9 protein-coding genes are annotated in these 13,300 nt (G+C 64.7%); 4 read left to right on the top strand and 5 right to left on the bottom strand.

Translation table 11 applies throughout. From position 1 onward, the window contains the following. Positions 1–148: 148 nt before the first annotated feature. Entirely contained in the window at positions 149–1,801 is a 1,653-nt protein-coding gene (locus MTP16_RS08135) for a M28 family peptidase (RefSeq protein WP_243517989.1), read from the bottom strand. A gap of 374 nt (positions 1,802–2,175) precedes the next feature. On the opposite strand from MTP16_RS08135, the gene MTP16_RS08130 reads away from it, so the two are divergent. The 3 genes from MTP16_RS08130 to MTP16_RS08120 all read left to right on the top strand — a co-directional run bounded on the left by MTP16_RS08130 (position 2,176) and on the right by MTP16_RS08120 (position 5,164). Then, positions 2,176–2,529 carry an ASCH/PUA domain-containing protein gene (locus MTP16_RS08130; RefSeq protein WP_243517986.1) on the top strand — a complete coding sequence of 118 codons (354 nt, stop codon included), beginning with the start codon at positions 2,176–2,178 and terminating at the stop codon, positions 2,527–2,529. Positions 2,530–2,657: 128 nt separating this feature from the next. Next, positions 2,658–3,605: an ABC transporter ATP-binding protein gene (locus MTP16_RS08125; protein ID WP_243517983.1), complete on the top strand. Its 948-nt coding sequence runs from the start codon at positions 2,658–2,660 to the stop codon at positions 3,603–3,605. Then, complete coding sequence (locus tag MTP16_RS08120; protein ID WP_243517981.1) at positions 3,593–5,164, top strand: ABC transporter permease/substrate-binding protein; 1,572 nt, start codon at positions 3,593–3,595, stop codon at positions 5,162–5,164. Before MTP16_RS08125 ends, MTP16_RS08120 begins: the two co-directional genes overlap by 13 nt. A 91-nt stretch (positions 5,165–5,255) precedes the next feature. Here MTP16_RS08120 and MTP16_RS08115 read toward each other — a convergent pair whose 3' ends face one another. After that, positions 5,256–7,571 (bottom strand): T9SS type A sorting domain-containing protein, encoded by a 2,316-nt coding sequence (locus tag MTP16_RS08115; RefSeq protein WP_243517977.1) that lies wholly within the window; start codon positions 7,569–7,571, stop codon positions 5,256–5,258. Positions 7,572–7,786: 215 nt separating this feature from the next. On the opposite strand from MTP16_RS08115, the gene MTP16_RS08110 reads away from it, so the two are divergent. Next, positions 7,787–8,296 (top strand): GNAT family N-acetyltransferase, encoded by a 510-nt coding sequence (locus MTP16_RS08110; RefSeq protein ID WP_243517966.1) that lies wholly within the window; start codon positions 7,787–7,789, stop codon positions 8,294–8,296. A gap of 16 nt (positions 8,297–8,312) precedes the next feature. Here the strand turns inward: MTP16_RS08110 and MTP16_RS08105 are convergent, their stop codons facing one another. From MTP16_RS08105 to MTP16_RS08095, 3 genes are read right to left on the bottom strand one after another with little or no spacing between them, the layout of a single operon-like run. Then, positions 8,313–9,359: a ferredoxin--NADP reductase gene (locus MTP16_RS08105; protein ID WP_243517963.1), complete on the bottom strand. Its 1,047-nt coding sequence runs from the start codon at positions 9,357–9,359 to the stop codon at positions 8,313–8,315. A gap of 24 nt (positions 9,360–9,383) precedes the next feature. After that, positions 9,384–10,565, bottom strand: a complete 1,182-nt coding sequence (locus tag MTP16_RS08100; RefSeq protein ID WP_243517960.1) for a hypothetical protein — start codon at positions 10,563–10,565, stop codon at positions 9,384–9,386. Between the two features lie 34 nt (positions 10,566–10,599). Continuing rightward, entirely contained in the window at positions 10,600–13,239 is a 2,640-nt protein-coding gene (locus MTP16_RS08095; RefSeq protein ID WP_243517955.1) for a M1 family aminopeptidase, read from the bottom strand. Positions 13,240–13,300 lie beyond the last annotated feature (61 nt).

Genomic DNA, 13,300 nt, shown 5'->3' with positions numbered 1-13,300 from the left:
AACGGCTTTGGCTGGGAATGAGCGCAAATATAGAGGGCCCTTCCACCCACACAACCGTTTGATTTTTAACCGATTTTAGCCGCAATCTACCGCAATCGATGCCGATAGTCCGCCGGCAAACGGGCCACGGCCGCCCCATTCGAGCCGCCTACCGCTGGCCGTAGCGCACCCCGAAAAAGTCGCCCTTGTTCCAGGTGGGGCGCGCGGGGTCCTGGGCTACCTGGTAGCCGATGAGGAAGCAGAGCTGCACGTACTTGCGGCCGGCTTCGAAGTCGAACCGGCCGTTGATGTCGTCCTGCGGCTTGTGGTAGGTGACGGCGCGCCACTTCTGCACCTCCTCGCTGAGGTTGTTGCGGCCGTCGGCGGTTTTGTTACCGTACTTGAGGTGCAGGGCCGGGATGCCGGCCGTCACGAAGCTGTACTGGTCGCTGCGAATGAAGCGGTTTTGCTCGGGCTCGGGGTCGTTTTCGAGGTCGATGGCCATGTAGGCGGCGGCGCGCTTCACGGGCTCGATGAGGGTGGAGTGCGGGGCGCCCAGGGCCACCACGCTCAGCAACGGGGCAATGAGCGTGGGCATGTCCATGTTGATGTCGGCCACGATGCTGGCCTTGGGCACGGTGGGATTGGTAGCAAAAGCGGTGGAGCCCAGCAGGCCCAGTTCCTCGCCGGTCATGAACACGAAGAGCATCGTGCGCTTGGGCTTTTCCTTGAGCTTGGAATAGATTTTGGCGATTTCGAGCACGCAGGACACGCCCGAGGCGTTGTCGTGGGCGCCGTTGTTGATGGAGTCGCCCTTCACCGGGGCCGTGACGCCGAGGTGGTCGAGGTGGGCCGAATGCACCACGTACTCGCTTTTCAGCTTGGCATCGGAGCCAGGGAATTTGCCTACCACGTTGTAGCTCTCAATGTCCTGATACCGGGACTGCGCGCTAGCCGTGAGCGTGGTTTTGAGCACCGCCGAAGCTGGCTTGCCGCTCTTGATGGCCGCGAAAACCTGGGTGGTATCGAGCGCCGCGGTCTGCAGAAACCGCTGAAGCGCCACGGCATTCACCGTGCCGTAGAACTGCTGCTGGCTGCCGGGCGCAAACGTGCGCGAAGCCGCCACTTTGCCGTTGGCGCCCAGCACGCTGTAGGTGCCGGCCTTGATGCTGGCCGGCGGGGTGGCGTGGGTGGACGCCACGAGCAAGCCCACCGCGCCGCGGCTGACGGCCGTTTTGAGCAGCACGGCCAAATCCTGACTGGCCGAAGCCACCGTGGACACGAAGGTGCGAGGCGCGCCGCGCACTATCATTACCACTTTGCCCTTCACGTCGAGGCCGGCGTAGTCGTCGTAGCCCAGGTCGGGGGCGCTGATGCCGTAGCCGGCAAAGGCCAGCGGCGCATTCTTGATGCTGGTGGCCGGCAGCTCAGGGCTGGGGTACAGCACGAAGTCCTGGCCGGCGGTGAGGGGCAGCGCGGCGCCCTGCGCATCGCGAGCCTCGAAGGTGGCGCCGGGCTGCAGGAAGGCGCGGCGCAGGCGCACTTTCTGGATGTAGGTGCCGCCTTCGCCGGCGGGCTGCACGCCCAGGGTTTTCAGCTGTTGGGTGACGTAGTCGACGGCCATCTGATAGCCGGGGGTGCCGGCTTTGCGGCCCTGCAGGCGGTCGTCGGCTAGGTAGGCGATGTGGGCTTTGATGTCGGCGGGGCGCACCTGCTCCAGGGCGGCCGTCACGGGCTTGGGCACGGTGAGCGGGGCCTGCGCGCGGGCGGCGGGGCCCAGTAAAAGGCTGAAAATGGCAACGGCTGGGAGAAGGATTTTCATGAACAGCATGCAAAGTGAGACTTCAAAGAAAGGCATGCCGAGGGTGGCTTCGTTAATTTTTTGGGCCGCCTGACCACCGGTATTCTGGCTTGCACTGCTCTTAGCGCCGAGCTTATCCAGAAGCTAAAAGCTCGTGATGCGCGTCGTTCAATCGATTGTGTGAGGCTGTGGCCCGGTCCGACCTGGGCATACTCCTCCCCGAGACGCGCCTTGCTTTGCACCGGAACCATGCTGATTTCCTTATCGTTAAAACAGCTTGGCCTTGATTTTTTATTTAACTTGAGAAAACAAGCCTTCATCCCCGGAGCCTAAGCCCTGCCCCACTGCCGCCCACCACGGACGCCCCGCCGGCCGCTCCCTAACGCACCTTTCCCATGACTTCGAACCTCACTTTCCCCGAAGCTTTTGTTCCGCAGTTTCACACCCCCAACCCCTCGCAGCGCCAGACCCACGAGCTCAAAATCTGGCCGTCGTGCTTTGCGGCCGTAAAGGCTGGCACCAAGCCCTTCGACGTGCGCGAAAACGACCGGGGCTTCCAGGTGGGCGACCAACTGTTGCTGCGCGAATTCGACCCCGAAACCGGGCAGTACACCGGCCAAAGCCTCACCCGCTGGGTGAGCTACGTGCTGCAAGGCGGTGCCTTCGGCGTGCAAGCCAACTGGTGTGTGCTGGGCTTTAGCGAATTGGCACCCATCCCCACGGGCATGACGGATATTCGACTGTGGTGATGTAGAACGGCGCCGTCTGTTATCCTGCCTTATCACGTTGTAACGGCCAGTCCTTACGTGATAAGGTCCTTCGCTGCGCTCAGGATGACAGCATAGCGCTGGTATTCCGGTTCGGCTTACCTTGCCGCGTGTCCGCTCCTCCCCCACCGCCTGCCATCCGCGTTGCCAACCTCCGCAAAAGCTACGGCGCCCACGCCGTGGTGCAGGACGTGTCCTTTGAATTGGCCGCCGGCGAAACGCTGGTGCTGCTGGGCCCCAGCGGCTGCGGCAAAACCACGCTGCTCAAAATGCTCAACCGCCTGATAGAGCCCGACGGCGGCACCGTCGAAATCAACGGGCGCGACGTGCGCCAGCAGCCGGCCGAAGCGCTGCGGCGCGGCATGGGCTACGTCATTCAGCAAGTGGGCCTGCTGCCGCACTACACCGTGGCCGAAAACATTGCCGTGGTGCCCAAGCTGCTGGGCCTCGCCCCGGCGGCCATTGCGGCGCGCACCGAAGCCCTGCTCACGCGCCTGCACCTGCCGCCCGCGCGCTACGCCCACGCGCTGCCGCAGCAGCTCTCGGGCGGGCAGCAACAGCGCGTGGGCCTGGCCCGCGCCCTGGCCGCAGACCCGCCCATTGTGCTAATGGATGAGCCGTTTGGCGCCCTCGACCCCATCACGCGGGCCGGCATCCGGCGCGAGTTTCGGGAGTTGGAGGAGTTGCGCAGCAAAACCGTGGTGCTCGTGACACACGATGTGGCCGAAGCCTTCGAGCTGGCTGACCGCATTTTATTGCTTGATGCCGGGCGGGTGCAACAGCTGGGCACGCCACGCGAGCTGCTATTTCAACCGGCCAATAACTTTGTGCGCCGCTTTTTTGCGGCCGAGCGGCTGGCGCTGCAGCTGCGCACGCTCACGCTGGGCGATGTGCTCAGCAAGGAGTTTTTGGATGACAATAACCGGCACATCACCGTGCACGAGGCGCTGGAAACCCTGACGAATGCCGCCGCCACCAACAGTGGTTTCACGGTGGCCCAGCTCATGGCCGCTTTCGGCGCGGCCCTGCAACGGGAGGAGGACGCATGGAAACCCTAAGGGCCTTATTCACTTTCTGGCACGAACAGGCCGGCAAGCTGGGCGAGCAAACCTTGCAGCACATCGGCCTCACGGCGGCTTCGCTGCTGCTGGCGGTGCTGGTGGGCGTGCCCCTGGGGCTGGGGCTGGCGCGCCGGCCGCGCTGGGCCCCGGCGGTGCTGGGCGGGGCCGGCGTGCTCCAAACGGTACCCAGCATTGCCCTGCTTGGCTTTCTGATTCCGCTGCTGGGCATTGGGGCGGTACCGGCCATTTGCGCGCTGTTTTTGTATGCGCTGCTGCCCATTATTCGCAACACGTTTGAGGGCGTTCGGGGCGTGCCGCCGGCCGTGGTAGAAGCCGCCCGCGGCCTGGGCATGAGCCGTGGACAAGTGCTGCGGCAGGTGGAGCTGCCGCTGGCGCTGCCGGTGCTCATGGCCGGCATCCGCACGGCGGCGGTAATAAATGTAGGCGTGGCTACGCTGGCGGCCTACGTGGCGGCCGGCGGGTTGGGCGAATTCATCTTCGGCGGCATCAACCTCAACAACCCCGTGATGATACTGGCCGGGGCCCTGCCGGCCGCCGGACTGGCGCTGGCACTGGATGCGCTGCTGGGCGGTGTGCAGAAGCTCAGCGCCCAGCGGCTGCGGCAAGCCGGCGCGGCGCTGCTGGTGGCACTGCCGCTGCTGGCCGGCGGCTACCTGCTGCCCCGGGCCACGGGCAAGCTCCTGGCTGGCTTCAGCCCCGAGTTTGTGGGCCGCGCCGACGGCTTGCCCGGCCTCACCAAAGCCTACGGCCTCACGCGCCTGCCCAGCGTGGTGCTGGCCCCCGCGCTGGTGTACGAGGCAGCTCACAACGCCCACGTCGACGTCATCGACGGCTACAGCACCGACGGGCGCATCCGCGCCTATGGCCTGCGCGTGCTGCGCGACGACCGCCGCGTCTTTCCGCCTTACTACGCCGTGCCGGTGGTGCGCCCCGCCCTGCTGCGCGCCCACCCCGAACTGGGCGCTGTGCTGGCCCAGCTCGACGGGCAGATTTCTGATTCGGTGATGACCGAGCTGAACTACCGGGCCGACTACCTGCACCAAGCCCCCAAGGCCATTGCCGAAGCCTTCCTGCGGCGGCGTGGGCTGTGGCGCCCCGCCCGCCCGGCCGTGCCCGGCGCGCCCGTGGTGCGCCTGGGCTCCAAGATTTTTGCCGAGCAATACATCCTCATTGAAATGTACGCGGCCCTCATCCGGGGCCAGACCGACCTGGCGGTGGAAACCAAAACCGGCCTGGGCGCCACCACCATCTGCTTCGAAGCCCTGCGCAGCGGCGCCATCGACCTTTATCCCGAGTACGCGGGCACCGGCTTGCTGGTGTTGCTACAGCCCAAGCCGGCGGTGGTCGATTCGCTGGGTGGGCAGCCGGCGGCGGTGCTCAACTACGTGCGCCAGGAATTCCGGCGTCGCTACGGGCTGGAGTGGCTGGCGCCGCTGGGCTTCAACAACACCTATGCCCTGCTCATGCGCGGGCAACAGGCGCAGCAGTTGGGCATTACCAGCGTGTCGGACCTGAGCGGGTACTTGCGTCGATAAGCGCATTTCGCCTCCCTGCAGAAACCCTTCAAAACGCAAAAAACTTCCGCAGCCGAGGCCACGGAAGTTTTTTACCTGCGCTGCCCGCTGGTTAATGGGCGATGGTCAGGCGCAGCATTTCGGCTTTGCCGTTGAGCACCAGGCGGCACACATACAGGCCGGTGGTCAGGCCCTGGCTGTCGAGGGTGCGCGAGTACAGTTGCCCGCCTTCCACTTGGCCGTCGTAGATGGTGGCTACGCGCTGGCCCATCTCGTTGTACACCTCCATCAGCGCCTGGCCGCTGAGCGGGGCCCGGAACGACAGAGTGGCCTGGCCATTGGCCGGGTTCGGATAGGCGGCCAGTTCGGCGAGGCCCTCGCCGGGAGCTGCGCCGCGCAAGGCCACGCCGCCGGTGCAGGCACCCAGCTTATCGCCGGGGTGGCCGGTAAGGTGGGCGTTCACGGCGCTGGCGGCCACGCACAATTCCTTGCCGCCGTGGCATACAATCACCTTGTTCTTATCGCAGTAGGCGTTGATGACCGTCAGCGTGACTCTAGCCGTGTTGGTGCAGCCGTATTCGTTGGTGGCCGTCACGGTGTAGGTGTACTGGCCGGGGGTGCTGGCCGTAAATACCGGGTTGGCCGCGGTGGTGCTGCTCAGGCCGGCCGCCGGGCTCCAGGCGTAGCTCACGCCGCCCGTGGCGCTCAGGGTGGCGCTCTGCGGCCCGTAGCCGAGGTAGAGGTTGGTGGGCACGCCGCCCGTATACACGCTGCTCGAGGGCATCACGGCAATGGCGGGCATGGGAATGCTGCCCACTACCGTCACGCTGACGGGGATGCTGGTTTGGTTGCCGCGCGTGTCGGTGGCGGTCAGGGTTACGGCCACGGGGCTGCCGGCCAGGTCGGCGCAGGTGAAGGTGCTGCGGCTCAGCACGAGGCTGGCCACGCCGCAGGCATCGGTGGCGCTGCCGGCATCAGCAGCGCTCAGGGTGGCCGTGCCGTTCACCAGGGTCACGGTTACGCCGCTGTTGGCTACCACGGCGGGCGGCGTCACGTCGTTCACGGTCACGAGGAAGGTTTTGCTGTCGGAGCCGCAGGCGTTGCTGGCGGTGGCCGTCACGGTGGTGGTGCCCACCGGGAACACGTGCGGCGAGGTGATGGGCGTGCCGTTGATGCTATAAGTGAAGGTGGGCGCCGTGCCCGTGGCCGTGGCCTGGAAGCTCACCGAGGCGCCGCACACCCCGGCATCGGTGGTGGTGGTGCTGGCGCCGGGCGCGCTGATGACCGGGGCCACGTTCACGCTGATGTTGTTGCCGTTGTCGGCGCCCACCACTGCCGGCGCGGAGCTAACCACCCGGATGCGGTAGCCCGTGCCGGCCGGCGTGCCGGCGGGGATGGTCGCGTTGATGGTCGAAGCCGTACCGGTGGCCGAGCCAATGGCCACGGGTGCCGCAAAGCTGCCCGCCGCATCGGAAAGCTGAGCGGTGAAGGTATTGCCGGCGCCGAAGGTGCCGGACTGCGTGAACGGCACTGCCAGCGCGCTGCCCGCGCACGCAACGGCCCCCAGGCTTCCGGTCGTGATAGACTGCGTTTCAACGAATTGCAGCGTGAGAAGCTGCGGACTTGACAATGAGTAACCAAATATGTACTCATTGGTAAGCGCCGACAACGTGCCGCCAATGGCAAAATCATTTCCAGCATGGGCTACGATGTCGGCCAGAGCAGCCGCATTGAGCGTGAGCACCCGGTAGCCACCGCTGGTAGCGGCTGCAATCGGTGAAGAACCATATAGCCGGCCGGTGCCCAAATCAGCGTAAGTACTGGCCGTCACGGGGTCGCTGGCGGCATGGCTTGCCATCAACGCACTGCGGGAGGTGCTCACATCATATAAGTTATACAATGTGGTGCTGTTGGGGTTGACCACGCTGGCCGGAAAACCAAATGCATCTGTTTTGATGGAAAGGGTAGCGCCGACCAGCTGCCTGCCCGCGAGATTTAAGCCAGCAAGCGAGAAAGTGAAGAAGTTGCGATAGTTTACCTGACCATCCGAATAAAAGCCAACGATATAGTTGGTATTAGCAGCATCGTGGCCTACCTGGGGAGAGAACCATCCCTGGCCGTTGCTGGAAACCGTTACCGTGGTGGTGGCGGTAAGCTGTTGGCTGACTGCGCTGGAAACAACGGTTCGGGTTGTCTTGAGTTGCGACTTCGGCGAAGCGCCCGTGGTGCGGTAGCTCGCAGGAGCAGCCGCTGCTGGGTTGCCCTGGGCCAGGCTTTCCTGCGCGGTGAACAGCGCAGCCAGCACCAGGGCCCAACCAGCTACGCGTGAGCCCAGCCCCCAAGTGAGTTGTGCTGCCTGTTGGCCAACCGGCGTGTCCTTAGCCGATATTAGCGTTTGGCGGGAAAAGAGACAGTAGGTGTTTTCCATGCGCATTTAGGTGAAAGAAGGGTGTTAGGAGATGAGAACATATTATTTGTCGCATGCCAACAATTTTTATAATTATTGACAGGCAACAAACTTAAAGCGAGCAATTAACTATCACAATATTTTTTATAAATAATTTACAGGAATAGTTCGCCCGAAAGTAGGACCACCTCCTATTCCAGGCAGGGTTGATAATTTTGCTGTAGCATGCTCTTATAATGATTCTCGCCACCGCCACCACCACCGACGTCCCTCGCCTCACCCGCCTCGTGAACCGCGCCTACCGCGGCGACGCCTCCCGCCAAGGCTGGACCACCGAGGCGCACCTGCTCGACGGGCAGCGCATCGACGAGGAAGGGCTGCGCGAGATGCTGGCGGTGCCCGGCGCTGCCATCCTTATGTGCCTGGACGAGAGCAACGAGCTACTAGGCAGCTTCTATGCCCAGCCTACCGGCCCGAAGGTGTACCTCGGCATGCTGGCCGTCGACCCGGAAAAGCAGGCGCACGGCGTAGGCAAGTTCCTCCTGAAAGCGGCCGAAGACTACGGCCGGCAGCACGGCTGCACCACCAGCAAGATGACGGTCATCTCGGTGCGGTCGGAGCTCATTGCTTATTACGAGCGCCAGGGCTACCGCCAAACCGGCGGCACCGAGCCCTTTCCCACCGACCCGCGCTTCGGCATCCCCCGGCAGCCCCTCACGCTGCTGGTGCTGGAGAAAGGGCTGTAATGCTGCGCGGTCTGCTTCAGCCCAGCTCCAGTGTGGCGTCGCCGCCCACGGGATAGCCGGTGCAGGTGAGCACGAGGCCCCGGGCCAGCTCGCGGTCGGTGAGGACTTCGTTAGCCTTCATCCAGACCTGGCCCTGGGTGCAGCGGGCGGCGCAATTGCCGCATTGGCCCACCTCGCAGCTGTAGGGCAGCTTGAGGCCGGCTTGTTTGGCCGCCTGGAGGATGGTGTGCGGGTATTGCACCAGGAGGCGGTGTGCCTGGCCGCGGAGCAGCAGTGTGACGGTGTGCGCGGCCGTGTCGGGTGGTACGAGGGGGGCCGGCGCGGGCTGGCCAGTCTGGAACAGCTCGCGCCGGATATGGGCCAGCGGCAGGCCGGCTTCGTGCAGGCCGTAGGTGCCCATGCGCATAAAATCGAGGGGGCCGCAGAGGTAGGCCAGGGTGCGCGCGGGCGGCGCGGGGGCGTGCCGGGCCACTAGCTGGACCAGCAGCTCGCGGTGCAGGTGGGCGCGGTAGAGCGCGGGGTCGTGGCTGAAAAACAGCTCCAGGTGCAGCTGCCCGGCAAACTGCTGTGCCAGCGCCTGCAGTTCCGCCAGAAACAGCGCGTCGGCCGGCGTGCGGTTGCTGTAGCAGAGCAGCACCGATAACTGCGTGTGCTGGTGCAAGGCCGCTTTGAGCAGGGAGAAAATGGGGGTGATGCCGCTGCCGGCGGCCAGCAAAACGAGCTGCTGGTATTCCTCAACATCAGGGGGTAAGGTGAAAAAGCCGCCCGTGCCGCTGGTGCGCAGCACGTCGCCCACGCGCACATCATCCACCAGCCAGCGCGAAAACAGGCCGTTGTCGACGCGCTTCACGGTGATGGCCGGCACCTCGCCCAAGCCCGGCGCCGAGCTGAACGAGTACGACCGGCGCATTTCGCGGCCGTGCACCTGGCGCACCAGCGTGAGATACTGGCCGGCTGCGTAGGGCAGCGCCTGGCCGGGCGTGGGGTGCAGCACCAGCGTGCGCGCGTTGGCGCTGTGCTGCCGGATGGCCTCGATGGTGAGCAGTTGGTAGGCGTCGGGCATGGGTTTGCTTACGTCTGTGGCGGACTATTTCGGCGGCGTTGCCGCGACCGTTGCCAAGCGGCGCAGGGGGCTGTTGGGCAACAGGTAGGGCTGGATTTCAGCGAAGGAAAAGGGCGCCGCGAAGGCATTGGTGTACATCTTGGAGACGAAGCTGTTCATGTATTCGTATTCGATGGGAAAGTCAAAGCGCACGGAATCGTTGAGCAGGTAGCTGCCGTAGTAGGCGTCGAAGGTGGCGCGGGTGTACTGCTGCTGACGCAGCCCGGCCACGTCTTCCTCCTGCAAAATGCCGCCTTCGCCTTCCTCCGCCTTGTTGTCGTTGATGAAGCGCTGCAGCTGGGCCTGCAGGCGGCGGTTGGCTTCGGCTACCAGTGCCGGCACTTTTTTAGGGTCAATTTCTGATTCTATCGAAATGCCCTCGCCGGTGCGCAGGTCATACACGCTGTGGCTGATGCCCGGCGTCACGTTGGCGCCCACCATTTCGCTGTGCAGCATAATGCTTAGCAGGCAGTTGTCGGCGTATTCGGCGGTCAGCATCTGGGTGCCGGGGTCGCCGCTGTCTTCGGCCACGAGGCGGCGCAGCTGCACGCGCAGCAACTGGGTCACGGCCGCGTCGGGCACCGTGATGGTGGGGTCGCCGTCCTCGGCGTTGGTGATGCGCACGCGGCAGTCGGCCCCGGGCGGCGGGGCGTAGGGGCGCAACGTCACGGCAAGCTGCCGCGGCCGGGCAGGTGGCAGCGTGCGCCAGGTGCCGGCCAGCGAGCCGTCGGGCGCAGCCGTCACCAGGAGGAATTCTGCCGTGGGCCGGTCGGGGTGCTTCTTGTTGGTAAACTCACGCAACCGTAGCCGACCGCCAGGCTCATGCTGGCCGAGTAGGGCAATACCCGCGCCTCGCGGCTCGTAGTAATAGTCGCCAGCCACCACGGTATCGGCGGGCAGCAGGCACAGGCGCACGGCCAGCTTGCCGCCCAGCGTGCCGGCGTAGAAGGTTTGCAAATCTTTTTTCGTTGGCGCGGGAGCCGGGGCGGCCGGCGCAGCTGCGGCCACTTCGGCTTCCGCCTTAGCCGGCGCTTTCTCGGACGTGCCGGGCCCGGAGCAGGCCGCCAGCAGCGCCCACCCACCCAATACATCGAACCCACTCAGCCGAAACAGGCGCTGTGGCAGGTGCCGCAGCCCGGCCATCTTTTTCTGAAATCTGATGCTCATGCGGAATGAAGTGGAACACGAAATACCCGGGCTTTCAGCGCACGAGCTTCTCGGCTCGGAACAGGTCGTCGGCAGCTTGCAGGAGCTTGGCGCGCAGCTGGGGGTTGTAGTTGGGGTGAGCGGCCAAAAAGGCCCGCACGGTAGCGGCGGCCGTGGGCGACTGGTAGCTGCCGAGCGTGGCCTGCAGCCACGAATACGGAAAGAAGATGTCGCCCGTGAGCTGGATTTCTTCCAGTAAATCGAGGCTGGCGGGCAGGTATTTTTCCGACGTGGCCTGGCGCAGCGGGTGGTGCAGGTAGCCGAGCGCCGAGGTCACCCAGGCTTCTTTCTCGCGGCCTTTCTCGTCTTTCAAGGTGGCGAAAAAGGCGTCGCGCGTGGCCCCGTCGGGCGAGAGGGCCGGCATCAGAAATTCCAGCCGCTGGCGGCGGTCCACGTTTTTGATGCGCGCCAGCTGCTGGGGCAGGATGGACTCGGCGGCCGGGTAGTCGCGCACGGCCAGCGCCAGGGCCAGGGCGGTGTAGTCGTCTTCGGTCAGCTTCACGCCCGCGGGCGCTTGCTGCGCCTGCCAGATTTGGTAGAGGCGAGCCTGCGCTGCTTTGGTCAGGGCCACCGACTGGTAGGTTTTGAACAGTTGCTTTTTCGAGTTCGCGGCCGGGTTTTTCTGCAGGGCGGCCCACAAATCGGCTTCCAGCCCCGGGCCCACCGCCTGTCGCTGCGCGGGGCTGAGAAACTGCCAGAAAATGGCGCTGGCCTGGCCCGTGAGCAGCTTCAGGTTCAGCTCCTCAGGTTCGCGGGTGAGGGCCTGGCGATAGGCCCCGAGCAGCTGCAGCGGCGCAGTGGCCTCGCCGCGCAGCATGTTTTCGTAGAGGTTGATGTAGGTGGCGGCCCGGGCTACGGGGCTCTTGAGCTGCGTCACACCAGCAAGCAGCTCCGGTGCGGCCGGGAACACGCCGTAGCCCACACCCGTGGAGTTGAACACGATAAGCTTCGGCAGAAACGGGATGCGGGTGCCCTTCTCCTGGCCATCCATCTTCACGGTCACCTGTTGCTGCTCGCCACTGGCCGACTCAATCAGGACCTCAAATTCCTGGGGCCAGATACGGTCGGAGCCGTCCTCGGCGGTTTGGGTCATATATATGCCGTAGCGCTGGTCGTGGCCGCCGCTGATGCGGTAGCTGAACACGGGCCGGCCGGGCTGGTTCACCCACACCTGGTTCCAGGCCTGCAGGTCGGCGGGGGTGCGGGCGTCGAGGATGTCGATGAGGTCGGGCCAGGTGGCGTTGCCGTGGGCGTATTTTTTCAAATACTCCTGCAAGCCGGACTGGAAGGCTTCGGGCCCCATCAGGCGCTCCAGCTGCCGCATCATAATGGGCGCCTTGTGGTAGATGATGTTGCCGTAGAGCGAGCCCGCGTCCTGCAAATTGGCCAGCGGCTGCCGGATGGGGTTGGCCCCGGCGGTACGGTCGATGCCGTAGGCCGCCGGGTAGTGGTCGATGACGAATTTGAGGTCGTAGTTCGAGTTTTTAACCGCCACCTGCGTGATTTTGTCGGCCATGAAATTGGCAAATACCTCCTTCATCCACACGTCGTTGAACCAGCGCATGGTCACCAAGTCGCCAAACCACATGTGCGCGGTTTCGTGGGCCACTAGGTTAGAGCGGGCCAGTACTTGGTCTTGCGTGGCACCCTCGTCCAGAAACAGCGTGGAGGCCTTGTAGTCGATGGCGCCCACGTGCTCCATGCCGCCGTACTGGAAATCGGGAATGGCCGTAAAATCGAACTTCTGAAACGGATACGCCAAGCCCGTGTACTGCTCCATAAACGCCAGCGCATCGGCGTGCAGCTGGAAGATGGGGCCGAGGCTCAGGCGCAGCTTGGCCGGGTCGGTTTCGCGGTGCAGCAGCGTCAAGGCCCGCTTGTCTAGCGTGCGGCTCAGGCGCGAGAATTTGCCCGCCGCGAAGGAAAACAGGTAGGTGCTAATGCTGTCGGAGGTAACAAAGTGGCAGAACTTTCGTCCCGGCAATAAGCCGTCGGCGGTTACAACTGAATCAACCAGCGGCGCATTGGCTACTGCTTGCCACTGTCTCGGCACAGTGAGGGTCAGCTCAAACGTGGCCTTTAAATCAGGCTGGTCGAACACCGGCGCCACGGTGCGGGCGCGGTCGGGTACCAGCAGGGTGTAGAGGTAGTCGGCGTTGCGGTTGAGCGACTGCTCGCCTGCCGTGAGACTGATTTCGACCACGTTGCGGCCGATTTTCAGCGCCGAGGCGGGCAGCACGAGGTGTTCGCCGCGGTGGTCGATGGTAACAGGCTGGCCGTTCACCTTAAGACCGTGCAGGTTGGCAGTGGGCGCTTTGAAATCGAGCTGCACCGGGTCGGCGGCATCGCGCAGGGTAAACGTCACGGTTTCCTCGGCCGCAATGGGTTTGGCTTTTTCGGCCGGAATATTCAGGTCGAGGCCATAGGCCACCCGGCTGATGCGCTGCTTACGGGCCACGGCCAGCACCTCCGACACGCCTTTCTCGATGGGCGGCAGCGGGCGGATGGGCGCGGCAGGCGCGCTGGCAGCGGCGGGCAGCTTGGTTTGGGCAACGGGCGGGCGCTGGCAGGCCCCGGCCACCAGGGCGAGCAGCAAGCCGCCGGCCCTGCCATATTTACGGACGCTATAATTCATCGGCACAAGCGCAAAAGCAAAGAGCCCAAAAGTAACCGCCAGCCCGTGAGCCCCGCGCCCA

Source organism: Hymenobacter monticola (genome assembly GCF_022811645.1).
In the GTDB taxonomy this organism is placed as follows: domain Bacteria; phylum Bacteroidota; class Bacteroidia; order Cytophagales; family Hymenobacteraceae; genus Hymenobacter; species Hymenobacter monticola.
The sequence above is the reverse complement of the archived record's forward strand: the minus strand, read 5'-3'. Positions and strand labels throughout refer to the sequence as shown.

Bases quoted from the DNA above. Each gene is read 5' to 3' on its own strand.
- MTP16_RS08100 (WP_243517960.1), bottom strand. From the start codon at position 10,565: ATGAGCATCAGATTTCAGAAAAAGATGGCCGGGCTGCGGCACCTGCCA.
- MTP16_RS08120 (WP_243517981.1), top strand. From the start codon at position 3,593: ATGGAAACCCTAAGGGCCTTATTCACTTTCTGGCACGAACAGGCCGGC.
- MTP16_RS08110 (WP_243517966.1), top strand. From the start codon at position 7,787: ATGATTCTCGCCACCGCCACCACCACCGACGTCCCTCGCCTCACCCGC.
- MTP16_RS08130 (WP_243517986.1), top strand. From the start codon at position 2,176: ATGACTTCGAACCTCACTTTCCCCGAAGCTTTTGTTCCGCAGTTTCAC.
- MTP16_RS08095 (WP_243517955.1), bottom strand. From the start codon at position 13,239: ATGAATTATAGCGTCCGTAAATATGGCAGGGCCGGCGGCTTGCTGCTC.
- MTP16_RS08105 (WP_243517963.1), bottom strand. From the start codon at position 9,359: ATGCCCGACGCCTACCAACTGCTCACCATCGAGGCCATCCGGCAGCAC.
- MTP16_RS08135 (WP_243517989.1), bottom strand. From the start codon at position 1,801: ATGAAAATCCTTCTCCCAGCCGTTGCCATTTTCAGCCTTTTACTGGGC.
- MTP16_RS08115 (WP_243517977.1), bottom strand. From the start codon at position 7,571: ATGGAAAACACCTACTGTCTCTTTTCCCGCCAAACGCTAATATCGGCT.